This window comes from Pseudonocardia sp. OZ21 (assembly GCF_059359135.1).
Map to the genome: position 1 here is coordinate 73,502 of NZ_JCADBN010000017.1, position 15,079 is coordinate 88,580.

The window sequence follows — 15,079 nt, forward strand, 5'->3', positions numbered from 1 at the left end:
AGTTCAGTGCCGGTCGAAGAGCTCAACGGAATCCGCATCGGCTACGACGTCCGGGGCTCCGGCCCGCTCGTCGTGCTGGTGATGGGGCTCGGCAGCCCCGGCCGGGTGTGGCAGCTGCACCAGGTCCCGGCGCTTCTGCAGGCCGGGTACCGGGTGGCCACGTTCGACAACCGCGGGATCGGGGCGTCCGGGCCCGGGCCGCCGGGGATGACCATCGACGACATGGTGGCCGACACCGCCGCCCTGGTGGAGTACCTGGGTGGCGGTCCGGCCACCGTGGTCGGCACCTCGCTCGGGGCCCGGGTGGTGCAGGAGTTGCTGCTCGTCCGGCCCGACCTGGTGTCGCGTGCCGTTGTGCTGGCCGGGCACGGCAGGCTCGACGCCACGCAGCAGGCGCTGTCGGCGGGGGAGTGCGCACTGCACGACGCCGGCATCGCACTCCCTCCGCGGTACCGCGCGGCCGTCACCGCGCTGCACAACCTCTCCCCGCGCACGCGGGCCGACCCGGTTGCGGTGCGGGACTGGCTCGACCTGTTCGAGATGTCGGGCCCCGCGGCCGGGCCGGGGGTGCGGGCCCAGCTCGCACTGGCCGACTTCGAAGATCGGGTTCCTGCCTACCGGGCGATCACCGTGCCGACGCTGGTGGTCGGGTTCGCCGACGACCAGATGATCCCGGCCTACCTCTGCCGCGAGCTCGCCGCCGCGATCCCCGGCGCCGAGTACGCCGAGGTCGCCGACTGCGGCCATTTCGGCTACCTCGAACGGCCGGACGAGGTGAACGCGCTGCTCGTCCGCTTCCTGGCCGACGCTCAGGACAGCACGAGCGCCCGGTAGGCGGCGTCGCGCGCCGCCAGCTCCGCGTGTGACCCCTCGGCGGTGATCCGGCCGCCCTCCACGGTGACCACCCGGTCGACCACGGCCAGCAGCGCCGGGCTGGTGGTGGCCAGGATCGTCGTCCGGCCGCGGCGTGCGGCCCGCAGCCCGGCGGCGATCCTCGCCTCGGTGACGGTGTCCAGCGCGGTGGTCGGGTCGTGCAGCACGAGCACGGGTGTGTCGCGCAGCAGCGCCCTGGCGAGCGCGACCCGCTGGCGCTGTCCGCCCGACAACGAGCGGCCCTGCTCGGACACGGCGGTGCTCGTCCCGTCCGGCAGGACGGTGATCACCTGGTCGGCCTGGGAGGCGCGGATCGCGGCGTCCATGTCGGCGTCCTCGGGCGCACCGGTGGTGATGGTCTGGTGCAGGGTGCCCGCGAACAGCTCCGCGTCGTGCGCCGCCACGAGGACCGCGCCGCGCAGCTCGTCGGGGTCCAGGTCGGCGAGCGGCACGCCGTCGAGCTCGATGGAGCCGGCGGCCGGGTCGTGCTCGCGGCCCAGGCAGTCGAGCAGCTCCGTGGCGGCGGCCGGGTCGCTGACCACCACGCCGAGCAGCTCCCCGGGCGCGACGTCCAGGTCGACCCCGGCGAGCGGGCCGCTGACGAGCCCCCGGATCCGCATCCCGCCGCGGACGGGGGACCGGGGCGCCGCGGTGCCACCGCTGACGGCGTGCGGCGTACCCAGGAGCGCGGCGACCCGTTTCGCCGACGCCCTGGCCTGCGCCATCGCGGCGTTGACGCGCCCGAAGACGTCCAGCGGCTCGAGGAGGAACTGGGCCAGACCGACGGCGGCGACGAGCTGTCCGACGCTGATCTCGCCCGCGATCGCGAGCCGGCCACCGACCAGCGCGATGAGCGCCAGGAACAGCCCGTTGACCACGAGCACCGCGCCTTGGTAGACGGCCTGCGCACCGGTGGCGCGCAGCGTGGCCGCGAGGGCGGCGCGGCTGGTGGCTGTGTAGCGCTGCACCGCGGTGCCCTCGGCGCCGATCCCCTTCAGGACGCGGACGCCCGCCACGAGGTCCGCCGCCACGCCGGACGCCTGCGCGGCGCGTTCCTGCTCCGGCCCGCTGCGCCGCTCCAGCGGCTTGCCGAGCAGGTGCAGCAGGAACAGCAGGGGTGGGGTGCCGAGCAGCACGAGCAGCCCGAGCGGGATCGAGCTGCGCAGCAACGCCACCGCCGCCACCGCGAGTGCGGCGAGCGCGGCGGCGCCGTAGGGCAGCGCGAGGTGGATCGAGGCGATCCGCTTGGCGTCGGCCACGGCGACGCTCACCAGGCTGCCGGCCGGCTTGCCGGCTTCGGCGCCCCCTCCGGGGTGGAGCATCCGCTCCACCACCCACAGCCGCGCCTGCTGGTCGGCGCTGGCCTCCGCCAGCCAGGTGACCCGGGCCCCCGCGCGGTAGCAGAAGGAGAGCACGGCGAAGTCGACGGCGAGCGCCGCGAGCACGGCCAGCAGTGCGGTGCCGTTCCCGGTGCGGACCGCGGCGTCGATCGCCACGCCGACGAGCACCGGGACCAGCGCCTCACCGATCTGGTGGCCGGACAGCAGCAGCGCCGCGAGCCCGAGCCTGCGGCGCTGGCCGGACACCGACGCGCGCAGCACCGACCGGGCCGTGGTCAGGGGGCCTCCCGTGGTCATCGGGCCTCCGACCAGGCGGCCCAGAGCGTGGCGTACCGGCCGCCCGCGGCGACCAGTTCGTCGTGCGTGCCGTGCTCGACCACTCGTCCGTCCTCCAGGACCACCACGTGGTCCGCCGTGGTTGCCTGGGTGAGCCGGTGGGCCACCAGCAGGCCGGTCCGGCCGGCCAGCGCCCGTTGCGCGGCCTGCTCCAGGAGTCGTGCTCCAGCACTGCCCGCCTCGGCGGTGGCCTCGTCGAGGATCGCGACCGGCGGGTCCGCGAGGACCAGCCGGGCGAGCGCGAGCTGTTGGGCCTGGACGACGGTGAGCCCGTGCCCACCGGCTCCGACGACGGTCTGCAGACCGTCGGGGAGCGCGTCGACCCAGGCCCGGGCGCCGACGAGGTCGAGGGCGGCGTGCAGTTCGTGGTCGGTGGCGTCGGGCCGCGCCAGGCGCAGGTCCTCGGCGAGCGGGCCGGCGAAGACGTGCACCTCCTGGGTGACGAGCGCGACGGTGGCCCGCAGGACCGCAGGCCCCTGCTCGTCGAGCGGGACACCCCCGATGTCGATGGTGCCGCGGTCGGGCCGGTGCACACCGGCGATGAGCTTCGCGAGCGTGGTCTTCCCCGCTCCGCTCGCCCCGACCAGCGCGACGCGGGTGCCGGCTCCGATCTCCAGGTCGATGTCGTCGAGCGCGTCGTGGCCCTCGACGTAGGCGTAGCCGAGCCCCTTCGTGCGCACCGTGGCGTCGACCGGGTGGACCGGCACCTCCGGCCCGCGCTCCTCCGGCAGGTCGGCCACGCCGATGATCCGGGCGAGGCTCGCCGCCGCGGACTGCACCGAGTCCAGCAGGAACAGCATCTGGTTGATCGGGCCGAACAGGTTGATGAAGTAGAGCGCCGCCGCGCTCGCCGTGCCGATCGAGACCGCGTCGGCGCGGACCAGGAGGAAGCCCGTGGTGAGGACCGCCGCCACCCCGATGTACTCGGCGGCGTTGAGCCGGCCGAAGAAGGAGGTCTGCAGCCGCGTGACGGACATGGTGAGGTCGACCACCGCCTGGGACCGGACGCGCACCCGCTCGGCGTGCTCGCGCTGCAGCCGGAAGGCGCGCACCGTGGCCGTCCCGCCGATCGTGTCGAGCAGTTGCTGCTGCTGGGCGCCCCCGACCGTGCGCTGCTCAGCGTAGATCGGGCCGGAGCGCCGCAGGTACCAGCGTGCCGTGAGGACCTGGATCGGCACGGCCAGCAGTGCGGCCACCAGGAACCGCCAGTCGAGGACGGCGAGCCCCACGAGGGTCAGCATGATCACGAGCGCCGACCGGGCGAACTGCGGGGCCGACACGCGGACGAGCTCGCCGACCACGGACATGTCGCTGGTGACCCGCGCCGTGAGATCACCCGCTCCGGCGGCCTCGATCCGCTCGAGCGGCTGGCCCAGGGCGCGGGCGACGAACCGCTCCCGCAGGTCGGCGAGCATGCTCTCGCCGACCCGGGTGACGAGCCGGATCCCGACCAGGGTCAGCAGGCCCTGTGCCAGCGCCACGCCGACGAGCAGGAGCACCGGCCCGGTGACGGCCGAGGCCGGGCCGCCCGTCACCACGAGATCCACGACGGCACCCAGCAACGGGGCCACCAACAGGCCGACCGCGGCGTCGGCGACCAGCGTGGCCAGTGCGAGCGCAGCGGCCGCCCGGCGCGGGCGGAGCAGCTCGGCGAGAACGGCGCGGGTGCGCGCGGCCGGGGAGACGGGGAGCAGGGCGCGCGCCGGACCGGTGATCGTCACACTCACGTCGTGAGGTTACCCTTACCTCGCCAGAGGCAAATGCTGCCGCCGTCCCGTTCGTCCCGCTCCCGGCGATGATTCTGCCGCCCGCCCGACGTCTACCCCTCATGCCCTTGTTCAGAGATCGTGACGCCCTCCCGACCGGCCTGACAGCAGGCAGAGACCTGTGGGCCGCTGTCCACGCCGAGCGGGCGGCCCTGGCCGCCGACCTCGCGGAGCTGACCGACGAGCAGTGGGCGACGCCGTCGCTGTGCTCCGGCCTGTCGGTGCGTGAGGTCCTCGCCCACCTGACCGCGGCGGGGAGCCTGAGCCCGGTGCGGTGGTTCGCCGGCGTGGTCCGCAGCCGGTTCGACTTCGACGATCAGGTGGCCAGGCGCCTGGCCGAGCAGCTGGGCGACACCCCGGCCGAGACACTCGCCAGGTTCCGCGGTGCCGTCACCAGCACCACGGCTCCGCCGTTGCCGAGGGTCGCGCTGCTCGGTGAGGTCGTCGTCCACGGCGAGGACATCCGGCGTCCCCTGGGGATCGGGCGCGACCATCCGACCGAGGTCCTCACCCGGCTCGCCGAGTTCTACACCCACTCCGATCTCATGTTCCCCGGCAAGACCCGGGTGGCCGGCCTGCGCCTCGTCGCGACGGACGGCCCCTTCACAACGGGCACGGGCCCACTCGTGTCCGGCACGACCCTGGCGATCACAATGGCGACCGCCGGACGCGCGGTCTACTGCGACGAGCTCACCGGCGACGGCGTCGAGACCCTGCGCATCCCGCGTTGAGCCACCCGTGCGCCGGCTACGCCGCGTAAGGCCGGAAGGGCACTTCGAGCTCCTCGCCGCCCTGCACCACCAGGGCTGTGCCCGCCGGTACCTCCCGCCACATCCCCGGCAGGTCGACGAGGGGCTCGGAGACGATCACCCTGGCCTCGTCGGAGAAGTGTTGGAAGCGCTCGTTCTCGGGATAGAGCAGGCGCAGGTCACGCACCGACGAGCTGACATGGAGCGTGTTCGCCTCCGTGTCGCTCGCGTACCGGGCGGCGACGAGGCGCACCCCGTCAGTGACCCCGACGGTCATCTGCAGCGGATGGTCGGAACCGATCCGCCGGCCGGCGGCCTCGATGCACCCCGCCATGCGCTCGAGGCCGCCGACCGGGTCCTCGGCCAGCCCGAACGTCAGCGCGAGGTAGAACATCAGCTCCGAGTCGGTGGAGCCCTCGACGGCGGGGAAGAGCTCCGGGTCGACCTGCATGAGCAGGTCGCGTCGCACACGGGGGAAGGCGTCGATCATCCCGTTGTGGACGAACATCCAGTGGCCGTACCGGAACGGGTGGCAGTTGGACTGCTGCACGGGGGTGCCGGTCGCGGCGCGGACGTGAGCCAGGAACAGCGGCGAGCGGATCTGCGCGCTGAGCTCACGGAGGTTGTAGTCACCCCACGCCGGTGACGCGCTGCGGAACAGGCCCGGCCCGTCCGCCGTGCCGTACCAGCCGAGGCCGTAGCCGTCGCCGTTGGCGATCGCGACGTCGGGGGCATGGCTCTTGCTCTGCTCGATCAGCGAGCGCGCGGGCTGGTAGAGCAGCTCCTCGGGGCGGATCGGATCGCCGATGTAGCCCAGCCAACGGCACATGCGCCCGACTCTCGCAGGTGCCGCGGACGAGCGCTACGACCCGACCGGCTACTCCTGCCCGGGGCGCGGCACGCGTCCGTCGTGTCTCAGATTGAGACGGCGCCGGATCCCGATTCTCGACGCCGGGCTGTCTACCGTCAGCTCCACGGACGTTTCCGGAGGAGGACCGACGATGGCATCCGCGGTGCGCACAGTGATCAGTCCCGGCCGGTACGTCCAGGGGAAGGGCGCGATCCGGCTGCTCGGGGAGTACCTGAAGCAGATCGGCTCGACGCCGTTGATCGTCGCGGACGACCTGGTGTGGGGTCTGGTCGGCCACGACATCGAGGCGTCGCTGAAGGCGGCGGACCTCCCCGTGAACCGGACGGGGTTCGGGGGTGTCCCCAGTGCGCACGAGGTCGACCGGGTCGTCGGGGTCATCAAGGAGACCGGGGCGGACGTGGCTGTGGCGGCCGGGGGCGGCAGCACCATCGACGTGGTGAAGGCCGCAGGCCACCTCGCGGGCATCCGCTGGGCGAACTGCCCGACGGTGGCCTCCACCGACGCGCCGTGCAGTGCGCTGTCGGTGATCTACACCGAGACCGGCGAGTTCGAGGAGTACCGGTTCTTCCCGAGGAACCCGGACCTGGTGCTCGTCGACTCCCAGATCGTCGCCAACGCGCCGGCGTCGATGCTGGTCGCCGGCGTGGGCGACGCGCTGGCAACGTGGCTCGAGGCGCGCGCCACCGCCCGGTCGAGCTCGCACACCATGGCGGGCGGCCTACCGACGCTCACGGGCACCGCGCTGGCCCAGCTGAGCTGGGACGTGCTCTGGGAGAACGCGTTGCCCGCAGTGGACGCCGTCCGGGACCACCAGGTCACCCCGGCCGTCGAGAAGGTCATCGAGGCGAACACGCTTCTGTCCGGGCTGGGGTTCGAGTCCGGCGGCCTGGCCGCCGCCCACGCCATCCACAACGGGCTGACGGCGGTGGCCGCCACGCACGGGCTCGCGCACGGGGAGAAGGTGAACATCGGCTCGCTCACCCAGCTCGTCCTGGAGGGGGCGCCGACGAGCGACATCCGGGAGTTCGTCGAGTTCACCACGCGGGTCGGGCTGCCCACCACCCTGACGGAGGTCGGGCTCAGCGCCGACGACACCGACGCGCTGCGGACCGTGGCGGACGCCGCGACGGTCGAGGGCGAGACGATCCACTCGATGCCGTTCGAGGTGCGCAGCGACGACGTCGTGAGCGCGCTCGTCTCCATCGAGCGGTTCGCGACCAGGACGCGCGAGGAAGCCGGTCTCCCGGCCCCGGTCCGCTACGAAGCCCACTGACCCCGCCCCACCGCGACATGGACACATGTCGCGGTTCCGGGCCCCGTCCGCACAGCGACACGGGACCACGACGCTGCCACGGGCCGGTCGCTGCAGGAACCGGGCGACTCGCGCACGCATACCGGGCGACTCGCGGGCGCAAAGCGGGCGACTCGCGGGCGCGGAGCGGGCGACTCGCGGGCGCGGAGCGGGCGACTCGCGGGCGCTGCTTGCGCTGCGGGCGTGGAGGTGTGTCAGCCGTCCGTCATGATCGTCGTGTGGACGAGCTGAAGGCACTCGCACAGCCGGTGATCCGGCCGGCGGAACCGGGTGATGCGGAGGTCGTGCACCGGTTCATCGTCGAGCTCGCGGAGGCGGAGCAGTTTCCCGGTCCGGTGCTGGCGCAGCCCCGGGACGTGGCGGAGGCGCTGTTCGGCGAGCGCCCCGTGGCCGAGGCCGTGGTGGCGACGATCGATGGGGAGGCTGTCGGGTTCGCTCTGTTCTATCCCACCTACAGCACGATCGTCGGTCGGCCCGGCATCCATCTGGAGGACCTGTACGTCCGCCCCGAGTACCGGGGGAGCGGACTGGGCCAGGCGTTGCTCGGTCATCTCGCGGACCTGGCGGTGCGACGGGGATGCGCCCGCCTCGAGTGGTGGGTGTTGCGCACCAACGAGCGTGCCCTGCGCTTCTACCGTCGGCTGCACGCGCGTGGGCTCGAGGAGATCGAGGTGCTGCGGCTGGACGGTGAGCCGCTACGCGAGCTCGCGGCCTCCCAGGGTGACCGCGCGGCTGATCGCGTCGGCGGCCGCCGCCCCAGCTCGCGTGGTCAGTGAGTTGAGGGCGGCCACGAGCTGTTTCTCCTCGTAGGTGAAGTGGGTCTCCAGGACGGCGGCCAGCCCTTCCAGCTCGGTGCGGAGGCGCCGGGCCTCGGCCGGGTCGGGCGTGGCGGTGCAGCGGTCGACCAGGTTCTGCAGGTTGTGCAGGATGGTGGTCACGACGTGGTGGTCCTGGGTCAGCTTCTCGAGCACCGGTGCGAGCTCGGGAACGTCGGCCGCGAGGACGGGGAAGGCGCCGCTGTCCTCACCCGTGTGGTGCTCGGTCAGCGCCGAGCAGAAGGTCAGGCAGTGCGCCCGCAGATCGCGTGGCCGGGTGCCGTGGCCGTCCAGGTAGGAGTCGACGTCCTCACGCAGCAGGAGTAGCTCCTCGCGGAGCCAGGCGTGCATGTCGATCAGCTGGGTGCCGAACGACATGAGACGGTCGTTGCGGCTCGGGGATGTGTTCATGGTCGTCCGAGGGTCCGGCGCCTCCATGCCCACGACGGTCTCCGAGCCGGGTGCACGCGACGCTGCCGGTGATCTGATCAGCCCCCCGCCGTTGTCGTCAAGCGCCTGACAGGATCGGGGAGACCCCCGCCGGCTTCGAGGAGGCCCACCATGACGAAGGCGATCCTGGACGGCACGTCGTTCAAGCTCGGCCTCTTCTCCGCCAACTGCTCCTCTGGCCTGGCCGTCACGACGGTGCCCGACCGGTGGTCGGGGAGCTGGGATGACAACCTGCGGCTCGCGCAGCTCGCCGACGAGGTCGGGATCGACTTCCTGCTCCCCATCGCGCGGTGGATCGGCTACGGCGGTGAGACGAACTTCCACGAGGGCGTACTGGACCCGACGGTGTGGGCTGCGGGCCTGCTCGCGCACACGCGCCGCATCACGGTCTTCGCGACGGTCCACACCGCGTTCAACCATCCGATCGTCGTGGCGAAGCAACTGGCGACGGTCGACCAGATCGGCCGGGGCCGGGCCGGCATCAACATCGTCGCCGGCTGGAACAAGCCCGAGTACGACGCGTTCGGCGTCGACCTGCCGGGGGACCACGACGAGCGGTACGCGCTCGCGCAGGAGTGGTGGGACGTCATCGGGAAGATCTGGAGCACCCCGGGGCAGTTCGACCACGACGGCCCGTTCTTCCACCTCCGTCACGTGGAGGGCATGCCGAAGCCGTATGACGGTCCGGTGCCGGTGCTCAACGCCGGATCGTCGCGGCAGGGCCGCGACTTCGCCGCACGCAACGCGAACTTCGCGTTCACGATCGTCGGTGGGCCCGAGGACGGCGCCGAGGTCGTCCGCACGGTGCAGGCGGCGGCCCGCGGCCACGACCGAAGCGTCGGGGTGTTCACTCTCGGGCACGTGGTGTGCCGTCCGACCCGGGCGGAGGCCGAGGAGTTCCTGCACGACTACGCGGGTGAGCGGGCCGACTGGGATGCGGTCGACAACCTGATGGCGCTGCAGGGACTGCACGCCCAGTCGTTCACGCCCGAGATGCTGCAGACCTTCCGGTCCCGCTTCGCCGCGGGCCACGGCAGCTGCCCGCTCGTCGGCACGCCGGACGACGTCGCCGACGAGATCGAGCGCTTCCACCGGGCCGGGTTCGGCGGGATGACGCTGTCGTTCGTGGACTACATCGAGGAGCTCGGCTACTTCGCGCAGGAGGTACTGCCCCGGCTCGAGGCGAAGGGGATCCGCCTGCCGAGCTGACCCCCGCTGCCCGCCCGCGTCAGGCGGCGGACCGGCCCCGGTGCGCGCTGCGATGCCGCGCCAGGCGCCGCAGCAGCGGCAGTGCGGCGAAGCCGACGCCTCCCAGCGCCACCGCCCCGACGCCGAGGTCCACCGAGACCCGGCCCTGTCTGGCCCAGTACACGTCTTCCAGATCGAGCAGCAGCGCGAACTCGTCGACGATCAGAGCGAGGCCGGAGCCGTACGACCCCGCAACGAGCGGGTGCCGGCGTACGCGGTCGTCGCCGCGGACGGCCACGGCCCCGACCCCGCTGACCAGGCCGATGCCCCACATGTAGTGGTGGATGTGTGCCCCACCGACGCTGACGTTGCGGAACGGGCCCTTCTTGGCACGGATGCTGTAGGTGACCAGGCGGACCGCCGCGAAGGTGGCGGTGAACGCCAGCCAGGACACCAGCGTGGCCCGTTCTCCCGGGCCGAGGTCCTCGTGGAAACCGGTGCGCAGTTCGTCGACGGGGGAGAAGTTCTCGGCTGTCGACGTGGACGGTGCCGTTGTCGTCATCAGGCCATTTAAGTCCCTGCGGCCCGTCGATCAGGGACGATCGCTGCTGAAACCCCTGGTAGTGGTGTGTATCGCAGCGCGATCAGGTGCCTGCCACGGTCGGCGCCCTGATCGGCGGTGAGGCTGCCGAGCACGGCCAGTGCCTCGGCCGTGGGCGATCCGGGTTCGGCGCGGTAGATCTTCAGCACCACCTCGGGCGAGCCGTTCGGGCGCAGTGACTCGAAGACGAGATCGAGGTCTCCCACCAGCGGATGGCGGAGCTGGGACGTGCCGGACGTCTTGTCCTTGACCTCCGCCTTCGCCCAGAGCCGCGCGAACTCGGTGCTTCGCACGCAGAGCTCGCCGACGAGGGCCGTGAGGTCCGCGTCGTCCGGGTCGAGGACGGCGGACGCGCGCAGGCCGGCGACGCAGCCGGTGGCGACCTTGTTCCAGTCGCGGAAGAAGGTGCGGGCGTCCTCGTCGACGAAGAGGAGACGGGCCAGGTTGTCGCTGTGGCGGTGCCCGGCGTAGACCGCGCGCCCGAGATGGTTGGCGCCGACGATCGTGGTGCAGCGGTCCAGCAGCACCGCGGGATGGTCGTTCCAGTCGGCCATGAGCGCCAACAGGTGGGCACCGACCTCCCGCTGGGCCCGCGCGGCGGCCGGGGCGGGGCCCGGGATGGCGACGGCGAAGAGGTAGCGCTGGGCGTCGTGCCCGAGCCGCAGCGCCCGTGCGAGGGCATTGAGCACGCCGGCGGACGGGTGCTGCTCGCGGCCCTGCTCGAGCCGGGTGTAGTAGTCGAGGCTGAGCCCGGCGAGCGAGGCCACCTCCTCGCGCCGGAGCCCGGGCACGCGTCGGGTGCCGCCCTCGGGGAGCCCGGCCTCGCCGGGCCGGACCTGCGCCCGGCGGGCCCTCAGGAACTCTCCCAGCCGGTTCGCCTTGTCCATCCGGCCATGGTAGGTCGGGGTCGCCCCCGGAGCGGGTGGCTCCGGGGGGACCTCCGACACCTCCACGGGCGCGGGATCAGCGGCCGATCGGGGTCATGTCCGGGTAGCGGGCACCGACGGGCGGCTGCAGGGAGCGGAGGCGGGTCAGCTGCTCCGTGCTCAGCCGGATGCCGGCCGCCGCGGCGTTCTCCTCGAGCCGGCTCACCTTCTTCGTGCCGGGGATCGGGGCGATGTCGTCGCCCTGGGCCAGCAGCCAGGCGAGTGCCACCTGCGCGGGCGTGGCGGCCACCTCCTTCGCGACCGCCTCGACCTCGTCGACGATCCGGAGGTTCTGGGCGAGGGCGTCCTCGGCGAAGCGCGGGCTGGTCCGGCGGAAGTCGTCGTCGGCGAACTGGTCGAGCGACCGGATCTGACCGGTGAGGAACCCCCGCCCGAGCGGCGAGTAGGCCACGAGCCCGATGCCGAGCTCGCGCGCGAGCGGGAGGATCTCGGCTTCCGGGTCGCGCGTCCACAGGGAGTACTCGTTCTGCAGCGCGGTGATCGGGTGCACGGCGTGCGCCCGCCGGATGGTGTCGGGCCCGGCCTCGGACAGGCCGATGTACCGGACCTTGCCCTCTGCCACGAGCTCGGCCAGTGCGCCGACGGTCTCCTCGATCGGCGTGGTCGGGTCGACGCGGTGCTGGTAGTAGAGGTCGAAGTGGTCGGTGCCGAGCCGCTTCAGCGAACCCTCCACCGCGATCCTGATGTTCTCCGGCGTGCTGTCGAACCGGCGCACCGCCCCGGAGCCACCGGCCGCCTGCGCGTCGCGATAGGTGAGCTGGCCGAACTTCGTGGCGAGCACCGCCTCGTCCCGGCGGTCCGCGAGCGCGCGGCCGACGAGCTCCTCGTTCACGAAGGGGCCGTAGACGTCGGCGGTGTCGATGAGCGTGATGCCGAGATCGAGGGCCCGGTGGATGGTGCGGATCGACTCGGTGTCGTCGGTGCCGGCGCCGGTGTAGGCGCCCGACATGCCCATGCACCCGAGACCGAGTGCCGAGACGGTCAGGTTGCCCAGCGATGCGTTCCTCATGGGTCGTCCCTTTCTGGTCGAGTGGTTGCGGATCAGGCGGTTCGAACGGCCCGGGCGCGGACGGTGGTCACCAGCCAGAGCACGAGGGACGCTGCGCACATCGCGCCTCCCACGAGGCAGACCGCGTTCCATCCCCCCGCTGTCCACAGGGCCGAGGCGGCGACGGAGCCGGCGGCACCGCCGATGAAGTTGCCGGTGACGTAGGCCGTGTTGACGCGGCTGCGGGCCTGCGGCGAGACGTCGAAGATCTGGGCCTGGTTCAGGATGCGCTGCGACTGGGTGGCCACATCGAGGAGCACGATCCCGACCAGCAGCCAGGGCACGGAGAACTTCCCGATGTCGCAGACCGCCCAGGCCACGATGGCGAGCAGCCAGGACAGGCCGGTGGCGCGCACGGACCAGCCGCGGTCGTGCAACCGTCCGGAACCCTGCGCCGCGACGGCACCGACGAGCCCGGCCAGGCCGAACAGCCCGATCACGAAGGTCGAGTAGCCGTACGGGGGCCCGCTGAGCAGGAAGGTCAGCCCCGTCCAGAAGACCGAGAACGAGCCGAAGCTGAGCACGCCGTGGACCAGCACGATCTGCAGGGTGGTGTCGCCGCGGACCAGCACGGGTATCGAGCGCAGCAACGCGCCGTACGGCTGCCTCCGGCGCGGGATGTCGTGGGGGATCGTCCGGGCCAGCACCAGCCCGAGGATCAGCATGAGCACCGCGGCGATCACGAAGACGGCCCGCCAGCCCAGTGCGCCGGCGATGAGCCCGCTGACGACCCGGGCGGCCAGGATGCCGGTGAGCGCTCCGCTGAGCACGATGCCGACCACCCGGCCGCGGTCGGTGTCGGCCGCGAGATCACCGGCGAACGGGATCAGGATCTGCCCCGCGATCGTGGTGACGCCCACCGCGACCAGCGCAAGTACCAGGATGGCGAGGCCGGGGGCGACCGCGCAGGCGGCCAGGCACACCGCCGAGAGCATCATCATCAACGGCGCCAGCCGCCGCCGGCTGCGGATGTCGCCGAGCGGGACGATGAACATGATCCCCAGCGCGTAACCGATCTGGGTGGCGGTCACCAGCAGACCCGCGGTGCCCTGCCCGACGTGCAGGTCCCGGGCGATCACGTCCAGCAGCGGCTGGGCGTAGTAGAGGTTGCCCACCGCGGCTCCGCTGGCCACGGCCAGCAGCAGCACCAGCCCCCGGGAGAGCGGCGCCCGTTCCACGGCGGCGGCCCCGGCCTGCTGGGCCGGGGCCGTGCCCACACACTTCACGTCAATAGCTCCTCGTGAGCGAATCGAGGATGGGCGATCGCCGCTGACCGATCCGTCGATTCCACGGTAGGAGCCGGAAAGAGCCGGTGGGGGGGTGAACCGCACCCCCGATGAGTGGCCTCCGTCGCCGCCGAGTTACTCGTTGACGGCCTCGAGCCGCCGGCCCGTGGTGCGCGGACCCAGGACGCCGATGTCCACGGCCACCACGACCATCGCGGCGCACACGATCGCGAAGAGCGCGCCGACACCGGCGTCGTCGAGCACGGGGACGAGGACGAACGGCATCGCAGCGGTCGCGAGGCGGGACAGCGCGTACGTCCCGCTCGATGCCGTCGATCGCAGATGCGTCGGGAAGATCTCGGCCTGGTAGATGTGGTAGGCGTTCGAGAAGACGTTGCTGACCGCCGTGTAGAGGAAACCGAACACGAGGATCGCGAGCATCGAGTTCGAGAAGCCGAAGGCCAGCCCGAAGACGGCCATCATGAGCCCGGCCCCGACCACCAGGTACTTGCGTTCGACCCGCTCCACGACGGGCAGCGACAGTGCCGACCCGATCGGATAGCCCAGGTAGGTGACCCCGGTGAACAGCAGGGACTCCGATATCGGATAGCCCTTCGCGGTGAGCACCAGCGGAACCATCGTGCCGAATCCGTAGTAGCCGATGGTCTGGAAGATGTGGAAGACGAGCATCATGCCGGTCCGCTTGTTGTACGGCGGCGCCAGCAGGGCCCGCGCGCCGGTGGGCACGGGCCGGGTACGGGGACGCGCCGCGTCCGGCGTGGTGGTGGGGCCCGTCGGGGCGGGCTCGACGAGCTTCAGGCCGCGCGCCTCGTTCTCGAGCTGGGTGACCACCCGGTCGGCCTCCTCGGCGCGCCCCACGGACTCGAGCCATCGCGGTGACTCCGGAAGTCCGCGGCGCAGGAGGAACACGACGAAAGCACCGAGTGCGCCGATGACGAACATCCACCGCCAGCCCGCGACACCCAGCCACGTCGTCATCGCGAGCGAGTGGGCGAGGAAGCCGAGCACCGGCACCCCGATGAAGCCGAGCGTGTAGGCCCAGGCGATGTACCGGCCGCGGCGGCGCGCCGGCAACAGGTCGGTGAGGTAGGTGTCCGCGAGCGGCAGTTCGGCCCCGAGCCCGACCCCGGCGAGGAACCTCGTGACCACGAGCCACGCGGCGCTCATGCTGAACCCGCCGAGCAGGGAGAACAGCGAGTAGACGGCGAGGTTCAGCAGGAAGGCGCGGCGCCGCCCGAGGCGGTCGGCGAGCCGTCCCAGCACCAGCGCGCCGACGAACATCCCGATGAACGTGGAGGAGAGGACCAGCGGGAGCTGGGCCTTGGAGAGCCCGAACTCGCCCACCAGCACGCTGCTGAGCACGCCGGTGAGGAAGACCTCGTAGAACTCGAAGAACAGGCCGAGACCCACGGCGACGGTGGCCCGCCGCTGGGTGCGGGTGACCGGTAGCCGGTCGATCCGCTCGCCGACCCCTCCGGGCTTGTCGCGCGGGGGCCGGTCGAGCGGCCTCCGTGCCCCACGTGTCTCGGACATCGA

General features: G+C 72.4%; 14 protein-coding genes. 5 read left to right on the forward strand and 9 right to left on the reverse strand.

Translation table 11 applies throughout. The features are described from left to right. Positions 1-6 precede the first annotated feature (6 nt). Positions 7-834, forward strand: a complete 828-nt coding sequence (locus AC5L35_RS30475) for an alpha/beta fold hydrolase (RefSeq protein ID WP_495063176.1) — start codon at positions 7-9, stop codon at positions 832-834. On the opposite strand, the gene AC5L35_RS30480 is transcribed toward AC5L35_RS30475, so the two are convergent. Together AC5L35_RS30480 and AC5L35_RS30485 are read right to left on the reverse strand one after the other, a co-directional pair. Next, a complete protein-coding gene (locus AC5L35_RS30480; protein ID WP_495063177.1) occupies positions 810-2,510 on the reverse strand; it encodes an ABC transporter ATP-binding protein in 1,701 nt (566 codons plus the stop codon). The two genes, AC5L35_RS30475 and AC5L35_RS30480, sit on opposite strands and share 25 nt — an antisense overlap. After that, positions 2,507-4,276, reverse strand: coding sequence for an ABC transporter ATP-binding protein (locus AC5L35_RS30485; protein ID WP_495063178.1), 1,770 nt, complete (start codon positions 4,274-4,276; stop codon positions 2,507-2,509). Before AC5L35_RS30485 ends, AC5L35_RS30480 begins: the two co-directional genes overlap by 4 nt. Positions 4,277-4,377: 101 nt before the next feature. On the opposite strand from AC5L35_RS30485, the gene AC5L35_RS30490 reads away from it, so the two are divergent. Further along, a complete protein-coding gene (locus AC5L35_RS30490; RefSeq protein WP_495063179.1) occupies positions 4,378-5,046 on the forward strand; it encodes a maleylpyruvate isomerase family mycothiol-dependent enzyme in 669 nt (222 codons plus the stop codon). Between the two features lie 16 nt (positions 5,047-5,062). On the opposite strand, the gene AC5L35_RS30495 is transcribed toward AC5L35_RS30490, so the two are convergent. Further along, positions 5,063-5,893, reverse strand: a complete 831-nt coding sequence (locus tag AC5L35_RS30495) for a class II glutamine amidotransferase (protein ID WP_495063180.1) — start codon at positions 5,891-5,893, stop codon at positions 5,063-5,065. A gap of 172 nt (positions 5,894-6,065) precedes the next feature. Here AC5L35_RS30495 and AC5L35_RS30500 point away from each other — a divergent pair, with 172 nt between their 5' ends. Then, entirely contained in the window at positions 6,066-7,208 is a 1,143-nt protein-coding gene (locus tag AC5L35_RS30500; protein ID WP_495063181.1) for a glycerol dehydrogenase, read from the forward strand. 257 nt (positions 7,209-7,465) lie between these two features. Then, a complete protein-coding gene (locus AC5L35_RS30505) occupies positions 7,466-8,023 on the forward strand; it encodes a GNAT family N-acetyltransferase (RefSeq protein ID WP_495063182.1) in 558 nt (185 codons plus the stop codon). On the opposite strand, the gene AC5L35_RS30510 is transcribed toward AC5L35_RS30505, so the two are convergent. Further along, positions 7,943-8,473: a hemerythrin domain-containing protein gene (locus tag AC5L35_RS30510; RefSeq protein ID WP_495063183.1), complete on the reverse strand. Its 531-nt coding sequence runs from the start codon at positions 8,471-8,473 to the stop codon at positions 7,943-7,945. The two genes, AC5L35_RS30505 and AC5L35_RS30510, sit on opposite strands and share 81 nt — an antisense overlap. Before the next feature lie 150 nt (positions 8,474-8,623). Here AC5L35_RS30510 and AC5L35_RS30515 point away from each other — a divergent pair, with 150 nt between their 5' ends. After that, positions 8,624-9,721 (forward strand): LLM class flavin-dependent oxidoreductase, encoded by a 1,098-nt coding sequence (locus tag AC5L35_RS30515; RefSeq protein WP_495063184.1) that lies wholly within the window; start codon positions 8,624-8,626, stop codon positions 9,719-9,721. Positions 9,722-9,740: 19 nt separating this feature from the next. Here the strand turns inward: AC5L35_RS30515 and AC5L35_RS30520 are convergent, their stop codons facing one another. The 5 genes from AC5L35_RS30520 to AC5L35_RS30540 form a co-directional block, all read right to left on the reverse strand. Beyond that, positions 9,741-10,262, reverse strand: a complete 522-nt coding sequence (locus tag AC5L35_RS30520; protein ID WP_495063185.1) for a hypothetical protein — start codon at positions 10,260-10,262, stop codon at positions 9,741-9,743. A gap of 8 nt (positions 10,263-10,270) precedes the next feature. Then, entirely contained in the window at positions 10,271-11,188 is a 918-nt protein-coding gene (locus AC5L35_RS30525; protein WP_495063186.1) for a helix-turn-helix transcriptional regulator, read from the reverse strand. Positions 11,189-11,264: 76 nt separating this feature from the next. Continuing rightward, a complete protein-coding gene (locus AC5L35_RS30530; RefSeq protein ID WP_495063187.1) occupies positions 11,265-12,257 on the reverse strand; it encodes an aldo/keto reductase in 993 nt (330 codons plus the stop codon). A 32-nt stretch (positions 12,258-12,289) separates the two neighbouring features. Then, a complete protein-coding gene (locus AC5L35_RS30535; protein WP_495063188.1) occupies positions 12,290-13,522 on the reverse strand; it encodes an MFS transporter in 1,233 nt (410 codons plus the stop codon). Between the two features lie 135 nt (positions 13,523-13,657). Next, positions 13,658-15,076: an MFS transporter gene (locus AC5L35_RS30540; protein ID WP_495063189.1), complete on the reverse strand. Its 1,419-nt coding sequence runs from the start codon at positions 15,074-15,076 to the stop codon at positions 13,658-13,660. Between the last annotated feature and the right edge of the window lie 3 nt (positions 15,077-15,079).

Excerpts from the sequence above, each read along its gene's own strand:
- AC5L35_RS30500 (WP_495063181.1), top strand. The coding sequence starts at position 6,066 with ATGGCATCCGCGGTGCGCACAGTGATCAGTCCCGGCCGGTACGTCCAG.
- AC5L35_RS30525 (WP_495063186.1), bottom strand. The coding sequence starts at position 11,188 with ATGGACAAGGCGAACCGGCTGGGAGAGTTCCTGAGGGCCCGCCGGGCG.
- AC5L35_RS30480 (WP_495063177.1), bottom strand. The coding sequence starts at position 2,510 with ATGACCACGGGAGGCCCCCTGACCACGGCCCGGTCGGTGCTGCGCGCG.
- AC5L35_RS30515 (WP_495063184.1), top strand. The coding sequence starts at position 8,624 with ATGACGAAGGCGATCCTGGACGGCACGTCGTTCAAGCTCGGCCTCTTC.
- AC5L35_RS30530 (WP_495063187.1), bottom strand. The coding sequence starts at position 12,257 with ATGAGGAACGCATCGCTGGGCAACCTGACCGTCTCGGCACTCGGTCTC.
- AC5L35_RS30510 (WP_495063183.1), bottom strand. The coding sequence starts at position 8,473 with ATGAACACATCCCCGAGCCGCAACGACCGTCTCATGTCGTTCGGCACC.
- AC5L35_RS30520 (WP_495063185.1), bottom strand. The coding sequence starts at position 10,262 with ATGACGACAACGGCACCGTCCACGTCGACAGCCGAGAACTTCTCCCCC.
- AC5L35_RS30540 (WP_495063189.1), bottom strand. The coding sequence starts at position 15,076 with ATGTCCGAGACACGTGGGGCACGGAGGCCGCTCGACCGGCCCCCGCGC.
- AC5L35_RS30495 (WP_495063180.1), bottom strand. The coding sequence starts at position 5,893 with ATGTGCCGTTGGCTGGGCTACATCGGCGATCCGATCCGCCCCGAGGAG.
- AC5L35_RS30490 (WP_495063179.1), top strand. The coding sequence starts at position 4,378 with ATGCCCTTGTTCAGAGATCGTGACGCCCTCCCGACCGGCCTGACAGCA.